The sequence below is a fragment of the Sphingomonas sp. FW306-05-A genome (assembly GCF_058782275.1).
The window spans coordinates 1,031,077-1,050,290 of sequence record NZ_JBYSXN010000001.1 but is presented as its reverse complement, the minus strand read 5'-3'; the positions used below and the strand labels follow the sequence as shown (position 1 = coordinate 1,050,290).

The window sequence follows — 19,214 nt, the reverse complement described above, 5'->3', positions numbered from 1 at the left end:
GTCGTCACACCGCGCGCGTCCGTACCCGGCTTTCGCCGATCCGTTACAGTATCATCAGAAAGCCGCTGAGATCGAGAACAGGATTTTCCCGTTTGCGATCGATTCGCCGTTCTTGGTCCGCGAGAAGTTCGGCTGCAGGTAAGCGGCCTCGCGGTTGCTGATGTCGGTATCGACATAGGCCGCACCGAAGGTCAGCGGCCCGACGACGTAGTCGAGTCCCACCAGCCAGTCCCAATATTCGCCCGTCGGGGTCACGCTCGTACCGTTTGGCCCAAGGCCGGGATTGCCCTTGGAATATCCGATGTGCGCCTTGGCCGTCATCTTGGTGGTGGGAATGCCGACACTCGTATCGCCCCACAGGTACAGATTGTCCTGGCTCTGGCCACGGCTTTCCGGCGTATTGGAGAAGTTGCCCAGCGCCCGCTGCTTGGGCGCATAGGCGACGCCGGCCAGCAACGTTGCCGGACCGAGCGTCCCGCTCACCTTGGCATAGGGTTCGGCAAAGTCGGTATTGGCTGCGCCACCCGGGTACATGTACCAGGTGAGTCCGACATCGACCGTGCCGTTGCCGATCGTGCGTTTGTAGCCGCCAATCAGATCCAGTTCGATATTGGCGCCGCCGAACGTGCCCCAGCCGGACAGGTTCGATCCCCAGAAGCCGCCGTAAAAGCCGCTCTCATGCGTGATCGTGACGCCGCCCTGGACGGCAATCTCTTCATCAGATTGGGAAACGCCGCGGAAACGATAGTCCGATACCAAGGCAACATTGCCGGTGACCGTCACCGGCGGAGGTGGCGCGGTTTCCTGCGCGGCAACCGGAACGGCGGCGAGACACAGCGTTGAGGCAATACAATAGCGCAACATGGGATACCCTTCTGATCCAAGGAAAGGTTCCCGCCTGGGGCCGAGCTGCCGCCCCTCTCACTGCCCGAAGGCAGTGGTGGACGGTCGACTCGTACCAGCATCCTCTATCAGCCACTTCCTCAATGACACATTGCTACTCTGTAACAAAGTATTGCTGAGAGGTGGGGTCGTTAGGCCATCATCGCTGCCAGCTTGGGAGACGCGCCAGTGAGTTCGACCGGGTTGCCGCCTGCACGACGCCGCGACATGAACTCCTTGAGCAATTCGGCACAGGTATGGTCGACCTTGGTCAGCCCGGATACGTCCATCCGCACGATCCCGTGATCGGGCCCGCGCAACGGAAGCGATTCCAGCGTGTCCGACAGTTTGGGCAGCGTCACGAAGGTCGCGCTGCCCGACAAGGCCATGTCGGTCCCGTTCGTGCCCGCCGTCCGGTCGACATTGAGGCCAAGCCGACGCGCATGGGGCAAGAGCTCCAGCACCGATAGCGCGATACCAATCAACACGCCGGTCAACAGGTCCTGCGTCACCACGGTGACGAGCGTTACGAACCAGATCAACGCGGGGAGCACGCCGTAGCTGTGGAACAGATGCTTGACGTGCGCCAGGCTGACCAGACGGACGCCGGTGATCACCAGCACCGCGCCGAGCGCCGCCATCGGGATCTCGCGCAGCAACCACGGCAGCAACGCAACGAAGCCGAGGATCCAGACCCCGTGCAGCATCGTCGAGAGACGCGATGTCGCCCCCGCCTGGACGTTCGCCGAACTGCGGACAATCACGCCCGTCATCGGCAGGGCCCCTGCGACGCCACAAAGCAGGTTGCCGATGCCCTGTGCCCGCAATTCCTTGTTATAGTCGGTGCGCACACCGTCATGCATCCGGTCGACCGCCGCCGCCGACAGCAGCGTTTCCGCGCTGGCGATGAACGCAATCGCGATCGCCGCGACGATGATCGAAGGATCGACCCATTTGGCAAGGAATTCGGGTCCCGGCAGCGCGATCGCCGAGACGATCGACTGCGGGACGTCAACGCGGTTGATCTGCAGCCCGAGCGCGAACGCGGTCAGCGTTCCGATTAGCACGCCGATCAGCGCGGCAGGCACCTGCTTCAGCGCAGCGGGACGAAAACGTTCCCAACCGAGCATGACGAGGATCGTCAGCACGCTGATCATGAACGCATGTTCGACGTTGGAGACGTTGAGCGGCGACAGACCCATCAACCGTTCGGGCGCTGCCACAAGGTTCTGCAACCCGCTCGGCAACGGCCGCGCATCAAACAGGACGTGGAACTGGCCGACGACGATCAGCACGCCGATGCCGGCCAACATGCCGTGCACGACAGCCGGCGAGATCGCGCGGAACCATCCGCCGAGTTTGGCGATGCCGGCGATCAGCTGGATCAGCCCGGCAAGAATGAGGATCGGACCAAGCGCCGAAAGACCCTTGTCGCGGACGAGCTCGAACACGACAACGGCAAGCCCCGCTGCCGGTCCGGAGACCTGCAACGGGGAGCCTGAAAACGCACCGACGACAATGCCGCCGATAATACCGGTGATCAGCCCCTTTTCCGGCGGAACGCCGGAAGCGACCGCGATGCCCATACAGAGCGGCATCGCCACGAGAAACACGACGATCGACGCCGTGAAATCGCGCGTTGCCACCGCCATCGTGGGGAGCTTCACACCGAATTTGGTCATTCCGCAGCCTCCAGAAGAGGCTCACCAGCGGCAAACCGCTTCTGTGCAGCCAAGGCGACCGGCATCGGGTTGCCTTCACTGATCTCTTCGAAACGACCACTCACACCATCAAGTGCCAGCACGACACCGTTGTGGATGTCGAAGAACCAGCCATGCAACGCGATCTCGCCGCGCGCGATCCCCGATGCGACCGACGGATGCGTCCGCAGATGCGCGAGCTGCACCACGACGTTCTCGAGCGCGGCGGCACGTGCCTGCTCCGGTCCCGACAATTCCGAGTAACCGTCGCGAACGACGCTGAACGCGGCATCGCTGTGGCGCAGCCAGGCGGCGACGTTGGGCATGGTTTCGAGCGAACCCGGCTTCATCAGCGCCTTCATCGCGCCGCAGTCGGAGTGACCGCAGATGATAATGTCGCGCACGCCAAGCACCATCACCGCGAATTCGACCGTCGAGGTCACGCCGCCATTGGCGTTGCTGAACGGCGGGACGATGTTGCCCGCGTTACGGCAGACGAACAGGTCGCCCGGTGCGGCCTGGAGGATTTCCTCAGGGACGACCCGCGAATCCGAGCATGAGATGATCAGCGCCTTGGGGCTTTGCCCATTGGCAGCGAGATTCTGGTAGAGCGCGCTCCTCTGTGGAAAAACGTTCTTCTGAAAGTCGAAGACGCGACCGATGAGCTCGTTCATGCACTGTGCTCCTGCTGTTGGCTCCGCAATATGGATTTCGCGGATTTCACAGGAAACGGTACGGGTGGCGCCTTGCTGCAACGCGGCACGTTTGTAAAAAAGGATTGCCGTTCAAAGGCAAACCCGTGGCACGATCCCGGTCCTGTCAGCGTGTGCGTGGCAGCTGGATCTCGGCGCGCAACCCGCCCTCAAGACGGTTGCTGAGGGTGAGGTTGCCCTTCTCGAGCTCGACCGCGCGGCACACGATCGCCAGGCCCAGCCCGAGCCCCAGCGTATCGCGCCGCCGGGCGGTATCGAGCCGGACGAACGGTTCGAGCACGCTGCGCAGCTGTTCTTCGGGAATGCCGGGACCGTCGTCCTCGACCCGCACGATCACCGCATCGGGTTCGAGACTGAGCGCGATCGTAACGTGCTCGCCATGATGCAGTCCGTTCTCGACCAGGTTCGACAGCGCCCGCTTGACGCCGAGCTGCCGGAAGACATGCTCGAGATGATCGGGTCCGACATAGGTCACCGCGCGCCCGTGGTCGGCGGCGTCGTCAGCGAGCGTGGCGCACAGCACACCCAGATCCGCGAGCACAGGCTTCTCCGGATCGTCCTCGCCGCCGAGGAACGCGAGGAGCGATCCGACCATCGCGTCCATCTCCGCCACGTCCTCGAGGATCTCGTCGCGGACCGGTTCGGTGGGAATGCTTTCCGCGCGCAAGCGCAACCGCGCGAGCGGGGTCCGGATATCGTGGCCGACCGCTGCCAGCGCCTGCGTGCGATCAGTGATGAGTTGCTGGATGCGCGCCTGCATCCTGTTGAACGCGGTGATCACGCGGCGGACCTCGGTCGGCCCCTCCTCCGCAAGCGGCGCGGCTTCGGCGGTCCCGAACCGATCCGCCGCACTTGCGAGCAGCCGCATCGGTCGCAACGTCCGCCCGATCAGCCCGCCGCCAAGCGCCATCACGACGCCGGCGATCCCGAGTGCGATCAGGATGCGATTGCGCGACTGGTCGAGGCTGTCGATCGCCTCGGCCGTGCGGAAATAGAGCCAGCTGCCATCGGGCAACCCCGCCGCGCCCGAGACGTAGGAGCCCGTCACCGCAGGCTCGAGCCGCATCCGCAGCGGCGAGGACTGGAGCACCGGCTCCCAGGCAAGCACCTTGGCGCGCATTTCGGACAAGGCCGGGTCGCTCGGCGGTGGCGCTTCGGTGTGCCACGCCATCGCATAATGCGCGGTAGAGACCGAACGCGCCATCGCCTCCCGCCCGGAGCGCGGATGGTCCGCCATCAACCGCCGCGCGATGACCAGATGTTCGGCGAGCCGTCGCCCCTCGTCGTCGCGGACCGAGAACTGGCTCGCGCGCTCGTACAACACGGTACTCATGCCGAACTCGACCAGGGTCGCGAACAGCAGGATCGCGACGACCCGCCCGATCAGCCCGAGCGAGGGTCGCGTGAACGTCATTACGACCGCTCGACGGTCGCGTTGAACATGTAGCCGACGCCGCGCACCGTCACGATCGGCGGCGGCTGATCACCCACCGACAGCTTGCGCCGCAACCGGCTGACCAGCACGTCGACGCTGCGATCGGTGCTGTCGCCCATCCGGGTGCGCGACAATTCGATCAGCCGCTCGCGCGCGATCACGCGACCGGCATGGTCGAGCAGGCTGGTCAGCAGGTCGAATTCCGCCCCCGTCAGATCGACCACCGCACCGCTGGGCGCGCGCAATTCGCGGCGCGGCAGGTTCACTGTCCAGCCGTCGAACGCGATGAGCCCCTGCTCGCGATCCTTCATCTCGCGCGGCGCATCGACCCGGCGCAGCACCGCCCGGATCCGCGCGGTCAGTTCGCGCGTGCCGAACGGCTTGGCGAGATAATCGTCCGCGCCGAGTTCGAGCCCGACCACCCGGTCGGTCTCGCTGCCGCGCGCACTGACGAAGATGATCGGCACGTTGCTTTGCTGGCGCAGCTTGCGGCACAGCTCGATCCCGTCGGTGCCGGGCAGCATGATGTCGAGCAGAACCAGATCGACCGGCCCCGCCTCCATCGCTAGCCACATCTCGGGCGCGGAAGCCGCGGGTCTGACGAGATAGCCATGCTCTTGCAACGCGCGGGTGGTCAGCGTGCGCAGAGCGGGGTCGTCTTCGACCAGCACGATCGTGGGGGGAGTTGTCATAAGCAGCACGTCTAACCTTAGGGGTTGGAAGGGCTTCGGTACGGATGCCAGCCTGCGCGGTCAACGCGCCGGCACAGCGTGCCGTAAGGGCGCCGCAAGAGCAACGTTTCATCACAGTCTGGCGAAAGGCGGGAAAATGACGCGTCGTATATGATGCTCAACTAACTCTATCGGAGGCTGCATTCATGCTACGCACCGCATTCACGGTCGCCATCGTCCCCGCACTCGCTCTGGTTGCAGCCCCGGCTTCCGCTGGCGGCGCGAGCATGAGCCGCGCCGAGCAGGCCGCCTTTGCGCGCTGCCAGCTTCGCCAACCCCATATGCAGTCCGGCAAGGGCTTGATCTTCCAGCCGCAGAATTGCCGCCAGATCGCCCGCATCGAGACTGCCCAGTATTCGCCGAAGCTACCCCTGGCTTCGCGCGGAGTCGGGATCGACTGAGCGACGCTCAGCGACCCAATGGACCGCCGGCCCCCCACCCTGATCTTCGGCGGTCCACCATACACTTGAAAGCCCCGGGAAACCGGGGCTTTTTTTTGGCGTGGTGATACCGGGCACACGGCGCAGGCTGCGTAACTCTACGGATGGCGATCGCTGCAGGGCGGCGCGTAAACCTAGTACATCCACGGCGTTACCGGAGATTTGCGATGGTCCAGTTCAACAGCACGGCGCATCCCCTCCGGCACGTCGTCATCCTTGGCCACCCCGCCGAGAACAGCTTCAATCATGCAATCGCAGACCAATATTGCACCGCGGTGCGCGCGTGCGGGCAGGAAGCGGTCCTGCGCGACCTGTACGCGCTCGATTTCGATCCGCGGCTGCGCGCGACCCACCGTCCCGGCGCGATCGGCAATCACCTGACCAGCGACGTATCGCGCGAACTGGGGTTCCTGCGCGAGGCGGATGTCGTAGTCTTCGTCTATCCCTTGTGGTTCGGCATGCCGCCCGCGATCATCAAGGGCTATGTCGACCGCGTGCTGGGGGCCGCACTGACCCCGGATTCGATCGTGCGGAATATTCCCGATGCCGTCCTCGACGGTCGGACCTTCGCGACCTTCTCGACCTCGGCCACAACGCGCGCCTGGCTCGAGGAACAGGGCCAGTGGGTAGCGCTGCAGCACGCGTTCGATCGCTACCTGTTGTCGATCTTCGGGATGCAGGACGGCGGGCATACGCATTTCGAGGCAGTCGTCGAGCATCTCGATCCGCAATATGCGCGTGAAATGCTGGACAGGGTGGAGCAATCCGCGCGCAAACTGTGCAGCACGCTCTCCGCCGCGCGCCATGCGCTTACCGCACGGGAAGCGATGGGGGCCTTCGCGATCCCGGAATAACCGTTCGCGCAAAGGTGACGCCGTGGTATCGAACTTCCGTTTGCCGCTGGTCTGCCATCAGGCTCGAACACTATCAGCGCGAGAGTGCCGTCATCCTGTCGAAGCCGATTCAGGCAGTTAGTGTCGTCTTAAGAGTCGCGATCTAGACCAAGCCGATGCGATCGGCTCGAAGGGACAGGCGGGAATCAGGGAGTGACGCCCCCCTTCCGAGCTATCGAAGCCATTTCGTCTACCCGTTATGCGCCGCCTTGGCGGCTGCCGGCATCATCATGGTCACGTTGCTGATCTGGTTGACGGTCCAGTCTGACAGGCAAGAAGCCGTCCGGGAAACGGAACTGGCGAAGCTGGTCATCTCGAACCGCCTCGACTTCATGGTCCGCAACCAGAGCGATTACGCAACATGGGATGATGCCGTCGCCAAGCTGGTGCTGACGATGGATCGCGACTGGGCCAACGACAACATTGGCCCCTACCTGTTTCACACCCAGGGCTACGAACACAGCTTCGTCATCGATGCCCATGATCAAGCGATTTATGCCAGTGATCGTGATCATGCGGCCAGGCTGGACCCGTTCACCCTGATGGGCCCAACGCTCAAACAGGTGATAGGGGAATTGAGGAAGACGCCGACGGGCGAGGATCATCGTATCCGCGGTTTGATCCGCATCGGTAACCAACCTGCCGTCTTCAGCATTGCCGCGATCATCCCCGATCCGGGCAAGGTCAAGCTGCCTGCCGGTCCTGCGTCATACCTCCTGTTTATCGACGTGCTGACGCAGGATCAGATCGCCTCCCTCGGTGCCGATCGTCGCCTTGAGCAGATGCGCTTTCTCCCTTCCGGCACGCAGGAAGACAGCCGCCTGGGTAAAGTTGAACTCAGGGGGTACGATGGTGCGTTCATCGGCGAGCTGGTCTGGACCCGCCAGCTTCCCGGAACCGCGTTGCGTGACATCGCCTTGCCGATCCTGCTGCTGATCATGGTGGTACTGGGCCTGATCGGTGCGCGTATTCTGCGGCATTGTCGTCGTGCCATCCAGCAGACCAATGCAGCAATGCTGAGGTCCGCCGCGGATGCAGATGACGCGCGAAACGCGCTCGACGCGCTCACCCTCGCCCGTGCTGAAGCGGCAGACGCGGACGCTGCGGCCCGTGTGCGTCTGGAGACAACCGTCGGCGAAGTCCGACGGGACAATGCTGAACTGAACGAGCGGCTGAAGGCCGCCAGACAGGCAGCATTGATTGATGCCAGAATGCGGCTCGAGCAACGGCTCGGACCTGCCATCAAGACAATCCGGCACCAGGGGCGGGTATTGGAAACCGCTTCGAAACGGGTGCGGGATCAAGCCGGCGGGCTTCAGGAGCTGGTAACCGTCGCCACCAGCGCGGCAGCGCAGACCGATCTGCACATGACCGAACTGGTACCCAAGGCGGTTGCGTTCGCCGAGGCAGGACAAGAGATCCAGCATAAGACCGGCTTCGCGCTGAGCGAAGTAAAGCGCGCGAGTTGCGACGGCCAGCAAGTGGGTGCCAGTGTTGCCGCTCTGGCCAAGGCATTGGGTGAGATCGAAACCGTCGTCGATGCCATCGATCGCGTCTCGAAGCAGACGAACCTGCTGGCGCTCAATGCCAGCATCGAAGCGGCCCGGTCGGGCATGGCAGGCGCCGGTTTTGCGGTTGTCGCCAACGAGGTGAAGGCACTCGCCAATCATACGGCCGAGCTGACACGCCAGGTCGCCGGACAACTCGATGAGCTTCGTGTGCAGACGGTCACCACTTCGACCTCGGTCGACACGATCGTGGCGGCCCTCGGCCGAACAGAAGCGGCCTCCGGTGTGATCGCGACGGCGGTCCATCGTCAGGTCGATGGTGTCTTGATGATCCGTGGTGGCATTGAGGCAGTCGCTGACGAAAGCAGGGCCACTGCCGCGGCGGTTACCAACGCGAGCTCGGCAATCGCAATTGGGAATGCTGCCGCTGACCAGATGGACGCAGCCGTTACCGATCTGTCCAGCACCCTTTCCGACCTCGGTGACGACATCAACCGCTTCCTCCGTCAACTGGAGGCGGCCTGATGCTCGACGCCAGACCTGCGCTCGTCGCGTCTTTCGCACCCACGCCGGGCACCGCGGAATCCGCGGAGGCATCCGGTCCCCGCCCGAACCGGAACCCGGATGCCATTCCCGATGGCAAGGCGACGAACGACACCAAGATCAACATCAGCGTGAACGCTTCGGTGGTAAGCGATTACCGCTTTCGAGGGGTTACCCAATCGGCAGGCCGTGCAGCCGTGCAGGGATCCGTAGAAGTCGCCAGCCCCGTCGGTTTGTATGCCGGTACATGGGGATCGAGCATTGCCGCGTATGAGGGTGCGCACGCCGAACTCGACTTCTACGGGGGTTACCGCGCGAACGTGTCCAGCATCGATCTCGACATCGGTGTCATTTCCTATCTGTACCCGGGTGCGAACGGGGTCAGCAGTGCGGAGGTGTACCTGGCCGGTGTCAAGGACGTGGGCGATGCGACCCTGAAGTTGGGGATCAGTTACACGCCCCATCAGGACGCGCTTGGCCCCGGCAATGGCGTGTACATGTTTGCCGAAGCCGAGAAGCCATTGCCAGGACTACCCCTCAAGGTGCGAAGCCATATTGGTCGCGAAACGGGCGTGAACACGGTGACCGGCACCCCCAAGCTGGACTGGTTACTGGGCGCCGACGCCCGCACCGGCCCGGCCACGATCTCGCTTGCATGGGTCGATGCGCGTTACCGCGGACGCAATAGCCAGGATCATCACGGCGGAAGCGTCGTCGCAGCCGTGGCTTTCGATTTCTGACCCCGCGAGGATTGCTCGGGGTGCGCGGCACTCAAGATACACACCACGATGCCTGACGCAGGCTGTAGTTATCAGCGCCAACTGCCACGGTCTGTCAGCGCCGAATGGCGCGATATACGTCACAGTTTGGTGGAAACCGGACCGTCGGCTTTCGGGTGCGAGACAGGCGATAGCTGCCGTCCGAGGGAAGTACAGTACGCGCTCCTATTTGGCTGAGGACAATGTGATTTTACTTCCCTGAACTTCCCAAACTCGCTTGTCCGGCGTGGCAACGAACACGGGCATGCGAAGGCTATAAGACGCAAAAACATGTATTTCGGTAGGTACCGGGTCGAGAAGGTGATTGACCATGAACCCAACCGGCTTTGCCCCAGCCGGCAGTTTCGGAACCGTTAAGCTGAGACAACTGACGCTGTATGGGCGAGAAGCTAAGACTGTCCCATCCGGCGCAACAATCACACGATAGTTTCCACCCATTGGATACGTCCCCGCATCTTGCTGAGCCGACAAGAGGTAGACCGCAACAGGGTCGCCGTTGCGCGATGGCACCACAACTGTATTGAACGGAAGTGGGGTACATGGCTTGTACGATCGCTCGCGAGCCCTCTCCGCCGCGACATCGCGAGCCCGCGCGAGAGCGACTTGATTAGCGGTTAGAGCAACGGATGTCGCGAACAGTTCCTTGCGCACGACCTTCCCCTCGCGCACATCTGCCACAAAGAATGCTTGGGCAGCCGCCGCACTCCCGCGATAATAAGTGACACGCAGCGTCTGAACATCAGCCGGCTCAACGATATACCCGCCGATGCCGCCCAGTTGATCCTTGGGAACGGTAGCGGTCAACGCGTCAGAACTTACCCATGCCGCCCGATCGAACGTATAGATTAATCGTCCAAGGCTGGCTGCTTCGATGAGACGCTGTTCGTTGGAAGAGATGCTCGGCGCCGTGTCGGGAGCCGGTAAGGCAGGTGGCGTGGCGATAGGCCCCTGAATGCTCACCGTCGACATCAATGCGACAATCACCCTAAACATAGTGTTCCCCTCTGAATGCCAAGAGGCTGAACGAACGCCCGCTAAGAGGCAATGGCCAAGCCAGCCTGTCGCGCAGTAAGCTGGCACCCAGCGTCGACCTGCTGCCACTTCGATCCTGATGGAAAACTTTTGATGTTTGCATCAAGAGCGACCGGGTTTGTGGTCAGCAGACCGACCGCTTTTGTGCCTCAAGATAGGAATTGGCACCAGATGGCCGCGTGAACCACATCCGATTTTGGCAGCGGTAGGTTACACAGTTTCCAACGCTCTTCGATGCAATATCCTGTCGAGTTCGTAACGAGGCGGGAAGTTAGGCGAACGTCATCGAAATGGCGTCGATGCTGGCGGGGGCGGTGCCGGTTCTGGTATGACGGTGCATGCCCAGCTTGGGCAACCGCCCGTCTCATACTGAATACTGACGATGGCATGCGGCCGGATCGACCTTCTTCCTGCGTACTCAGATTGGACGCGAAAGAAGTTCGATAGTTTAAGGGCGATGTTTCGCGCTTCTCTCGAACTAGGGGTATCGTCAACGACCTTACATTTGGCCAGGCGATCCCTTACAACCGCACAGTCCAGCATTACGCTCCAAGTTTCGGTAAGCATTTTAACACTGTCAAAACCCTTTATTGATTCGGAAACCTTGAAACGTAGACTAGGACCTAACTGGCGCGTATTTGACCGGCATCCTTCGCCATTGCAAGACCACCCAATCGCATAAAAGCTTCGGTTTTGAACGGTTTCGGACACGTCGTCAGCATGAGGGGTTGAGGCCGCCACAGCCGCGAGTACTAGAGACGTGATCATTGTGACGATCCTCGAAGACTGTCAGATCCTACGCGTCAGCAGGCGGCATATGCAAATGACCGGACAACGAAGTCTGACGCAAAGTATTCTATCTGCATCCGCGAATGGCCCGGATAGCAAAGTCGCGCTTGACGAATGTCCGTTATAGAGAGTCAGGATCGCCGGCCTGAACGGCAAGATGTGGGCGAAACAGAACAACCGCTCGCCAAACCTGCGCCTACAGAAACAGCTTGCGGACCGACAGGCGCACGGTCCGCCCCAACGGATTGAGATACCCCGGCTGATACGCGACCGGCGTCGTGCCGTTGGCATCGGTCACGCGCTGACGCGTGTCGAACAGGTTGTCGACCGACACCGCGACCCGCATCCCGCGCATCCACGGGTGCGCCTTGACCAGATCGAGCCGCTGCCCGAGATCGCCGAACAACCGCACGCCGACCGTCCCCAGCCCCGAGAAGCGCAGCGATTGCGGATTGCCGATCGTCCCGCCGTTGACGTCGGTCGCGCTCTGCCAGTTGGCCGAGAAGCGCAGGCCGATACCGTTGTTGTTATAGCCCGCCTGCCCCTCCAGCTCGTGCCGCGGCTGCCCGCCGCTCGATCCGATCGCGTCGCCGTTGAGCAAGTCGAGCGCGGGGCCGTTCTGCTGCACCAGCACGCGGTTGGTGAAGTGCCAAGTGTGATACAGAGCGAACTGCAACCGCCCGCCGGCATTGCCACGCCCCCCGAAGCCCCGACCACCGCCGCCGCCGCCGCCGCCGGGACCACCCCCGCCTCCAGGCCCACCCCGACCAGCACCCGCGCCAGGGCCACCCGGCCCGCCCTGCTGATCCGGCCGCGCACCGCCCGGCGGGCGCAACCCGGCGAACGGGTTGGGTCCGGTGCCTGCGCGAAACGCCTCGATCTGCTTCTGGATCTTCGATTTCAGCGGCGCCGAGAAGTTCACACCCCAGCGCAGCTCCGACCGGCTTGTCTCTGCGAAGTTTATTGGCCGTGTATCAAGGCGTTGCAAAACACCTCCGGTATCGCGTGTGAAGCGATCCGGGAACGCTTCCTCGATCGCGGCGGTCGCGGTCGGGAAGGCGACGATCGGGTTTTCGACCCGCGCCTGAACGTAATTGGCGGACAGCGCGAATTGCTTGGCGCTCCACGGCTTGAGCGTCACCCCCACCTTGACCGTGTGGCTGCTGCTCGCGCGCAGATTGGGGTTGCCCCCCGACAAGGTCGTGACGACCGCATTCTGGCCGAGCACATAATCGAACACCGCGATATTGGGCGTCGTGATCTGCGGATTGCCGAGTTGCTGCGGCGTCGGCGCGCCGTCCTGATCGGTGACCGAGGCGATGATCCGCAGCGGCACCACCGGCGACCAGTTGACGCCATAGCCGATCGTCTTGAGCGTGCCGAAGTCGGAGAGATGGTCGAGCGAGAGATTGCCGTTGACCGACAAAGTACCGACCGCAGCGAGCACGTCCTTCGCCCGGCTGGTCAGGGGCACGTCGACGTTGAGCTGACCGTTGACTGTCTGGCGCGACACGTTTCCGCTCGACGTCAGCCCGGCGCGGAGCGAACGGCTGCTGAAGTCGGTAAGGTCGCCGCCGACCCGGACGCTGGTCGTCACTTCGCCCGCCGGGAGCCGCACCACGCTGCCGGTCAGCAACGCGTCGATCTGCGTCTCGTTCGACACCGAATAGCCGAAGTTCGACGGCAGCGGCCCGATCGCCCCCGGGGTGAGAACCCCGAACGGATTGGCGCTTGGATCGTTCGCGAACAGTCGCGCCTGGAACGCAGCGGTATCCAGCCCGGTATCGGTGAAGGTCTTCGCTTCATTATGGTCGTAGGCACCCGTGACCGACCATTGCCAACCGCCGAGCCCACCGTTGAGCACCGTGCCCAGATGCGTCGCCACGGTCGATCCATGCTGCGCGATCGGCAGATAGTCGCCGGTCAGCGCACGATCGACCACCACCGTGTTCGCAAAAGGCGAGAACGGATTGCCCGCGGGCAAGGTCAGCGCGACCGTCGGCAAACCGAGCATCGCGTCGCTGCTCGTTGTGCCCAGCGTCGCATTGACCGTCGCGGAAACCTTGCCGAAGGTGCGCGCATAGGTCGTGTTGGCATTGAACGTCCGCGTCTGCGGGAGCAAAGTGCGATACGGCGTCACGTCGGTCGTATTCGCCTTGCCGGCGGTGCCGACGAAATCGCCGAGCGTTGGGGTGGTGCCGGTCACGCCCGCGATCGTCGCGCCCCCCAGCGCCGGATCGATCGCCGCGCCGTTGACGCCGACGACATTGCCGCCGATCGCAAAAGGCGTCGGCGTCCGCACGATCCCGCGCTCGTCCTCGGTCAACGCGGCGGCACCCTGATATTGCAGATGCAGATTGAGCCGCCCGCCCTTGGCGATCTGGAGCAGGTCGAGTTCGGCCTGTGGCTGGTTACGCCCGCCTGCGGTCGCAACGCGATCGGCCAGTTCGACCGTCGCCGCCTTGAAGCGGCGGCGGAGCACGAAATTGACGACCTTCTGGTCCGCGCGATAGCCGTATTTGAGCGCGACTTCTTCGGGCAGGATGTCGACCCGCTGGATCGCCTCGGTCGGCAGGTCGCGGATCTCCTGGAACCCGGAAATGCGCTTGCCGTCGATCAGCACCACCGGCGCGCCGCCGCTGCCGCGGTCGCTGCGGATCTGCGGGCTGAGTTCCGCCAGCAATTCGGTCACCGATCCGACGCCGTAGGAGCGGATGTCGGCCGGGCTCAACTGCTGTTCGGGCGGAATGTCGCCGACGACCGAGCCGGGCGGCCGCGAACCCTGCACGACGATGTCGGGGCCGTCCTCGCCGACATCGGTCGCGCCCCCGCCCGTCTCGGGCTCGGCGGTCGCGGGGGTCGAGGGAGTCACTGGTGTCGCGGGCGGAGTCGCCTGCTGCGCGAAAGCGAAGCTCGGGGTCGCTGCGAGCGCGAGCGTTAACAGGACAGTCGATCGCGTCATTGGGGTTCCGGTAGGTTACGGGGGCGCAGGGTGAACGCTGCGGTACTTTGCAGTTGTCGCAAGATTGTGCCGGTCGCCGCCCGCGCAGGAAACATTTCCCCCGTGGATCCCGGCGCTGGGCCGGGATCCGCGGGGATCGTTACCGGACCTGACGCAACATGCCCGGCACGGTGAATGCCAAGGCTTGCCCGGCATACCGGAAAGATTTGATGAAGGGCCGCGCAAACAGGGGCTTACGCCGCGTCGCTCCGCGTGATCCGCACCAGCACCGTACCCTCGCTCACTTGCCCGCCGCTTGCCGCCGAAAGCTCGGCGACGGTGCCGTCGAACGGCGCGGTCAGGCTGTGTTCCATCTTCATCGCTTCGAGCGTGACGAGCTTCTGCCCCTTAGTCACGACATCCCCCGCCGCAACGTCGACCGCGATGATCCGCCCCGGCATCGGCGACAGGATCGCGCCGTCGCCCGCCGCCCCCGCAGCGGTGCCATAAGGCCGCCACAACCGATACGACCGCGCCTCGCCCAGCGCGAACAGCGTAATCTCGTCCTCGGCCAGATCGTCGTCGGGGGTAACGTCGTCGATCGCATGAACCGTGCCCGTCTGGTCGACGATCCGGACGGTCCGACGCGCTGCACCGTTTAGCCGGAACCCGCTCCCCGCCGTCCACGGCGCGCCCTCGTCCGCGCTGATCAGCGCGGCGGCGACGGCTTGCAACGCGGCCGGCTCGGTTTCCGGCGGCTGGGTCAGCTCATCCCCGCGCCGCGCGATCAGCCCGGTGTCGACGGCGCCCGACCGGAAATCGGGGTCGCTGCACAACCGCCCGAGGAACCCAGCGTTGGTCTGGACCGGCCACACCTCGACATCGGTCGTCGCGTCCCACAGCCGGTCGATCGCGGCGACGCGCGTGGCTGCGTGGACGATCAGCTTGGCGATCATCGGATCGTAGAAGGGCGACACCGCCCCCCCCTGCTCGACTCCCGTCTCGACCCGCGCCTCCTCGGGGAGCACGAGATGATCGAGCGGCCCGGTCGACGGCAGGAAGCCGGTCGACGGATTCTCGGCATAGAGCCGTGCTTCCATCGCCCAGCCATTGATGCTCAACTCGTTCTGCTGCCGCGGCAACGGCTCGCCACTGGCGACGAGAAGCTGCCATTCGACCAGATCGACCCCGGTGATTTCCTCGGTGACGGGATGCTCAACCTGCAGCCGCGTGTTCATTTCCATGAACCAGATGCGGTCGGCGCGCAGCCCTTCGCTCGCGTCCGCGATAAACTCGATCGTGCCAGCGCCGACATAATCGACCGCCTTCGCCGCCCGCACCGCCGCCGCACAAATCGCGTCACGCGTCGCCGGCGTCATCCCGGGGGCCGGCGCTTCCTCGATCACCTTCTGGTGGCGGCGCTGGAGCGAGCAATCCCGCTCGAACAGATGGACGACATTGCCGTGGCGGTCGCCGAACACCTGCACCTCGAGGTGGCGCGGCGACAGGATGTACTTTTCGATCAGCACGCGCGCATCGCCGAATGACGACGCCGCCTCGCGCTGGCACGACAGCAGCCCGTCCGCGAACTCGGCTGCGCTTTCGACCCGCCGCATCCCCTTGCCGCCCCCGCCAGCGACCGCCTTGATCAGCACCGGATAGCCGATCGCATCCGCTTCGGCACGGAGCCGCTCGGGCGACTGATCCTCGCCGAGGTAGCCGGGCGTCACCGGGACACCCGCTTCGATCATCCGTGCCTTGGCCGCATCCTTCAGCCCCATCGCACGAATGCTGTCGGGGTTGGGGCCCACCCAGATCAGCCCCGCGTCGATCACGCTTTGCGCGAAGTCGGCATTCTCCGAGAGGAAGCCGTAGCCCGGATGGATCGCCTCCGCGCCGGTCTGGCGTGCCGCCGCGATGATCTTGTCGCCGACCAGATAGCTTTCGCGCGCCGGGCTCGGCCCGATGTGGACCGCCTCGTCCGCCTCACGAACGTGCAATGCGCCCGCATCGGCGTCGGAATACACCGCGATCGTCCGCACGCCCATGTGGCGTGCGGTGCGAATGATACGGCAGGCGATCTCGCCACGATTGGCGATGAGCAGCGATTGGATCACGTCAGTTCTCGCAACCCGTCGTCCGCGACGACCAGGTAATGTTCTGCACCAGCCAGCGCCCGTTCTCGCGGACCAGATCGAAATGATCGTAGCCGCAGTGATGGAGCACGCCGTTGATGCTGAAGGTATAGGGTGCCCACACCATGGCGATGTCGCCGTCGATCTCGATCGCGGGGGTGGCGATCTTCTCGTCGTACCGCTCCGCGCCGGGGGCGAAGCGCGCGAGCAGTTCGGCGCGAGTCATGTGCTTGACGGTGCGTGAGCCGTCGGCGTTCTCGGTCGCGGCGGTAGCGGTCGCATCTGGGCGCATCGCCTCGCCGATTCGCGCAGCATCGCGCGCGCCGATCCCGGCGAGCAGCGCGGTGACGGGGGCGAGGACCTGCCCTTCCTCGGTCGCGGGGGGCGGCAGGCCGGTGCCCTTGGGCATCGGTTGCACCGGCGTCACTTGCGACGACATTTGCGCGGCGAGCGCGAGCAGCAATGGCGCGATCATTGTCATTTCCTTCCGACTTCCAAACCCAACCCGCCGTCATGCTGAACTTGTTTCAGCATCCACCGTGCCACGTACTCATGCTATGCTACTGCACGATGTCCAAGCAGCCTTGCGTCTACATCCTGGCAAGCAGCCGGATCGGCACGCTGTACATCGGCGTAACGTCCGATTTGCTTGCCCGCCTCTATCAGCACCGCAACGTCGATGGTCCGGGCTTCACCAAAAAATACGGCGTGATGTGCCTCGTCCGATACGAATTCCTCGCCGACATGCCCACCGCCATTGCGCGCGAGAAGCAACTCAAACGCTGGCACCGGGAATGGAAGATGAACCTGATCGAGCAAGACAATCCCGACTGGCTCGACTTGGCACCGGGGTTGGGCCTGCCGCCACCGTCCGCCCCCGGCGGCACGGTAGATGCTGAAACGAGTTCAGCATGACGGCGGGGCGCAAAGGCGTAGCCTCTGTTTCTCAACGACCGCCCTCGCACCCACACCCCGTCATCCTGAACTTGTTTCAGGATCCAGCCCTCCACGAGTCCGGACCGGGCCAGTCGCTCGGTGGATGCTGAAACGAGTTCAGCATGACGGAGTGTTGCGGACAACACCCCCCTCACATCCGGAACACGCCAAACGCCGGCCGTTCCGGGATCGGCGCGTTCAGCGTTGCAGCGAACGCCAGCCCCAAAACGTCGCGCGTCTGCGCCGGGTCGATGATCCCGTCGTCCCACAACCGCGCGGTCGCATACCAGGGATTGCCCTCGTCCTCGTACTTCTGCCGGATTGGTGCCTTGAACGCCTCCGCTTCCTCCGCGGACCAACCCTCCGCATCGCGGTGCACTGTCGCCAGCACCGACGCCGCCTGCTCGCCCCCCATCACCGAGATCCGGCTGTTGGGCCAGCTGAACAGGAAGCGCGGCGAATAGGCCCGCCCGCACATCCCGTAATTCCCCGCCCCGAAGCTCCCCCCGATCAGCACGGTAATCTTGGGCACCGTAGCGGTAGCAACAGCGGTAACGAGCTTCGCGCCATGCTTGGCGATCCCCTCCGCCTCGTACCGCCCGCCAACCATGAACCCCGAGATGTTCTGCAGGAACAACAGAGGGATCTTCCGCTGGCACGCCAGCTCGATGAAATGCGCGCCCTTCTGCGCGCTCTCCGAAAACAGCACACCGTTGTTGGCGAGGATCGCGACCGGAATCCCCCAGATATGCGCGAACCCGCACACCAGCGACGTCCCGTACAACGCCTTGAACTCGTGGAATTCCGACCCGTCGACCAGACGCGCGATGATCTCGTGCACGTCATACGGCGCGCGCACGTCGGCGGGCACGATCCCGTACAATTCCTCGGGCGCGAACTTCGGCAACCGCGGCTCGGCGTAATTGACCGCACCGTCTGTCTGCGGCGGCAGCATCGAGACGATATCGCGCACGATCGTCAAAGCATGATCGTCATCCTCCGCGACATGATCGACCACGCCCGACTTGCGCCCATGCGTATCCGCGCCGCCCAGTTCCTCGGCCGAAATCACCTCGCCCGTCGCAGCCTTCACCAGCGGCGGCCCGGCGAGGAAGATCGTCCCCTGCCCCCGCACGATGATCGTCTCGTCCGACATCGCAGGCACATACGCGCCGCCCGCGGTGCAGCTCCCCATCACGCAGGCGATCTGCGGAATGCCCTTCGCCGACATGTTCGCCTGATTGAAAAAAATCCGCCCGAAATGATCGCGGTCGGGGAACACCTCCGCCTGATGCGGCAGGTTCGCGCCACCGCTGTCGACCAGATAGATGCACGGCAAATGGTTCGCCTCGGCAATCTCCTGCGCGCGCAGATGCTTCTTCACGGTCAGCGGATAATAGGTCCCGCCCTTCACGGTCGCATCGTTGCACAGGATCATGCACTGCCGCCCCGACACGCGCCCGATCCCGGCGATCACGCCAGCCCCCGGCACCTCGTCGTCATACAGGCCGTTCGCCGCCAGCTGGCCGATCTCGAGGAACGGCGACCCCGGATCGAGCAACCGCTCGACCCGGTCGCGCGGGAGCAGTTTGCCACGCGCGGTATGGCGCTCGCGACTTTTCGCATTGCCCCCCAGTGCGGCGGCCGCGACGTCCGCCTCAAGCCGCTCAACAAGCGCACGATTGTGCGCGGCATTGGCGTGGAACGCGTCGCTGTCGACGCTGATCTTCGTATCTAGGACGGGGGCGCTCAAGGGC

At 64.1% G+C, this 19,214-nt stretch carries 15 protein-coding genes; 5 read left to right on the top strand and 10 right to left on the bottom strand.

Annotated elements, in window-relative coordinates; translation table 11 throughout:
• Window positions 1-54: 54 nt before the first annotated feature.
• The 5 genes from AC3WJR_RS04860 to AC3WJR_RS04840 form a co-directional block, all read right to left on the bottom strand.
• Window positions 55-864: a TorF family putative porin gene (locus AC3WJR_RS04860; RefSeq protein ID WP_492722763.1), complete on the bottom strand. Its 810-nt coding sequence runs from the start codon at window positions 862-864 to the stop codon at window positions 55-57.
• Window positions 865-1,034: 170 nt separating this feature from the next.
• The gene (locus AC3WJR_RS04855) at window positions 1,035-2,564 is read right to left on the bottom strand and encodes a SulP family inorganic anion transporter (RefSeq protein WP_492722762.1); all 1,530 of its coding nucleotides are present in this window, start codon (window positions 2,562-2,564) and stop codon (window positions 1,035-1,037) included.
• Window positions 2,561-3,256: a carbonic anhydrase gene (locus AC3WJR_RS04850; RefSeq protein ID WP_492724166.1), complete on the bottom strand. Its 696-nt coding sequence runs from the start codon at window positions 3,254-3,256 to the stop codon at window positions 2,561-2,563. Before AC3WJR_RS04850 ends, AC3WJR_RS04855 begins: the two co-directional genes overlap by 4 nt.
• A 145-nt stretch (window positions 3,257-3,401) precedes the next feature.
• Complete coding sequence (locus tag AC3WJR_RS04845) at window positions 3,402-4,709, bottom strand: ATP-binding protein (protein WP_492722760.1); 1,308 nt, start codon at window positions 4,707-4,709, stop codon at window positions 3,402-3,404.
• A complete protein-coding gene (locus AC3WJR_RS04840) occupies window positions 4,709-5,422 on the bottom strand; it encodes a response regulator (RefSeq protein WP_354280444.1) in 714 nt (237 codons plus the stop codon). The genes AC3WJR_RS04845 and AC3WJR_RS04840 overlap by 1 nt, the downstream gene beginning before the upstream one ends.
• A gap of 185 nt (window positions 5,423-5,607) precedes the next feature.
• On the opposite strand from AC3WJR_RS04840, the gene AC3WJR_RS04835 reads away from it, so the two are divergent.
• The 4 genes from AC3WJR_RS04835 to AC3WJR_RS04820 all read left to right on the top strand — a co-directional run bounded on the left by AC3WJR_RS04835 (window position 5,608) and on the right by AC3WJR_RS04820 (window position 9,585).
• Complete coding sequence (locus tag AC3WJR_RS04835; RefSeq protein ID WP_492722758.1) at window positions 5,608-5,862, top strand: hypothetical protein; 255 nt, start codon at window positions 5,608-5,610, stop codon at window positions 5,860-5,862.
• Window positions 5,863-6,068: 206 nt separating this feature from the next.
• Window positions 6,069-6,755 carry an NAD(P)H-dependent oxidoreductase gene (locus AC3WJR_RS04830; protein WP_354280441.1) on the top strand — a complete coding sequence of 229 codons (687 nt, stop codon included), beginning with the start codon at window positions 6,069-6,071 and terminating at the stop codon, window positions 6,753-6,755.
• Window positions 6,756-7,003: 248 nt separating this feature from the next.
• Window positions 7,004-8,827, top strand: coding sequence for a methyl-accepting chemotaxis protein (locus tag AC3WJR_RS04825; RefSeq protein ID WP_492722755.1), 1,824 nt, complete (start codon window positions 7,004-7,006; stop codon window positions 8,825-8,827).
• On the top strand, window positions 8,827-9,585 hold the full coding sequence (locus tag AC3WJR_RS04820) for a TorF family putative porin (protein ID WP_492722752.1): 759 nt from the start codon (window positions 8,827-8,829) through the stop codon (window positions 9,583-9,585). The genes AC3WJR_RS04825 and AC3WJR_RS04820 overlap by 1 nt, the downstream gene beginning before the upstream one ends.
• 204 nt (window positions 9,586-9,789) lie before the next feature.
• Here the strand turns inward: AC3WJR_RS04820 and AC3WJR_RS04815 are convergent, their stop codons facing one another.
• The 4 genes from AC3WJR_RS04815 to AC3WJR_RS04800 form a co-directional block, all read right to left on the bottom strand.
• Window positions 9,790-10,617 carry a hypothetical protein gene (locus AC3WJR_RS04815; protein WP_492722750.1) on the bottom strand — a complete coding sequence of 276 codons (828 nt, stop codon included), beginning with the start codon at window positions 10,615-10,617 and terminating at the stop codon, window positions 9,790-9,792.
• Window positions 10,618-11,641: 1,024 nt separating this feature from the next.
• Window positions 11,642-14,407 (bottom strand): TonB-dependent receptor, encoded by a 2,766-nt coding sequence (locus AC3WJR_RS04810; protein ID WP_492722747.1) that lies wholly within the window; start codon window positions 14,405-14,407, stop codon window positions 11,642-11,644.
• A 233-nt stretch (window positions 14,408-14,640) separates the two neighbouring features.
• A complete protein-coding gene (locus AC3WJR_RS04805; protein WP_492722744.1) occupies window positions 14,641-16,503 on the bottom strand; it encodes an acetyl/propionyl/methylcrotonyl-CoA carboxylase subunit alpha in 1,863 nt (620 codons plus the stop codon).
• 1 nt (window position 16,504) lies between these two features.
• On the bottom strand, window positions 16,505-16,996 hold the full coding sequence (locus AC3WJR_RS04800) for a nuclear transport factor 2 family protein (RefSeq protein WP_492722740.1): 492 nt from the start codon (window positions 16,994-16,996) through the stop codon (window positions 16,505-16,507).
• Window positions 16,997-17,091: 95 nt separating this feature from the next.
• On the opposite strand from AC3WJR_RS04800, the gene AC3WJR_RS04795 reads away from it, so the two are divergent.
• On the top strand, window positions 17,092-17,436 hold the full coding sequence (locus AC3WJR_RS04795; RefSeq protein ID WP_492722736.1) for a GIY-YIG nuclease family protein: 345 nt from the start codon (window positions 17,092-17,094) through the stop codon (window positions 17,434-17,436).
• A gap of 172 nt (window positions 17,437-17,608) precedes the next feature.
• Here AC3WJR_RS04795 and AC3WJR_RS04790 read toward each other — a convergent pair whose 3' ends face one another.
• The gene (locus AC3WJR_RS04790) at window positions 17,609-19,210 is read right to left on the bottom strand and encodes a carboxyl transferase domain-containing protein (protein WP_492722734.1); all 1,602 of its coding nucleotides are present in this window, start codon (window positions 19,208-19,210) and stop codon (window positions 17,609-17,611) included.
• Window positions 19,211-19,214: the final 4 nt, after the last annotated feature.

What these genes read in the sequence shown, in the direction of transcription:
- AC3WJR_RS04860 (WP_492722763.1), bottom strand. Translation starts at nt 864, where the DNA reads ATGTTGCGCTATTGTATTGCCTCAACGCTGTGTCTCGCCGCCGTTCCG.
- AC3WJR_RS04855 (WP_492722762.1), bottom strand. Translation starts at nt 2,564, where the DNA reads ATGACCAAATTCGGTGTGAAGCTCCCCACGATGGCGGTGGCAACGCGC.
- AC3WJR_RS04850 (WP_492724166.1), bottom strand. Translation starts at nt 3,256, where the DNA reads ATGAACGAGCTCATCGGTCGCGTCTTCGACTTTCAGAAGAACGTTTTT.
- AC3WJR_RS04845 (WP_492722760.1), bottom strand. Translation starts at nt 4,709, where the DNA reads ATGACGTTCACGCGACCCTCGCTCGGGCTGATCGGGCGGGTCGTCGCG.
- AC3WJR_RS04840 (WP_354280444.1), bottom strand. Translation starts at nt 5,422, where the DNA reads ATGACAACTCCCCCCACGATCGTGCTGGTCGAAGACGACCCCGCTCTG.
- AC3WJR_RS04835 (WP_492722758.1), top strand. Translation starts at nt 5,608, where the DNA reads ATGCTACGCACCGCATTCACGGTCGCCATCGTCCCCGCACTCGCTCTG.
- AC3WJR_RS04830 (WP_354280441.1), top strand. Translation starts at nt 6,069, where the DNA reads ATGGTCCAGTTCAACAGCACGGCGCATCCCCTCCGGCACGTCGTCATC.
- AC3WJR_RS04820 (WP_492722752.1), top strand. Translation starts at nt 8,827, where the DNA reads ATGCTCGACGCCAGACCTGCGCTCGTCGCGTCTTTCGCACCCACGCCG.
- AC3WJR_RS04815 (WP_492722750.1), bottom strand. Translation starts at nt 10,617, where the DNA reads ATGTTTAGGGTGATTGTCGCATTGATGTCGACGGTGAGCATTCAGGGG.
- AC3WJR_RS04810 (WP_492722747.1), bottom strand. Translation starts at nt 14,407, where the DNA reads ATGACGCGATCGACTGTCCTGTTAACGCTCGCGCTCGCAGCGACCCCG.
- AC3WJR_RS04800 (WP_492722740.1), bottom strand. Translation starts at nt 16,996, where the DNA reads ATGATCGCGCCATTGCTGCTCGCGCTCGCCGCGCAAATGTCGTCGCAA.
- AC3WJR_RS04795 (WP_492722736.1), top strand. Translation starts at nt 17,092, where the DNA reads ATGTCCAAGCAGCCTTGCGTCTACATCCTGGCAAGCAGCCGGATCGGC.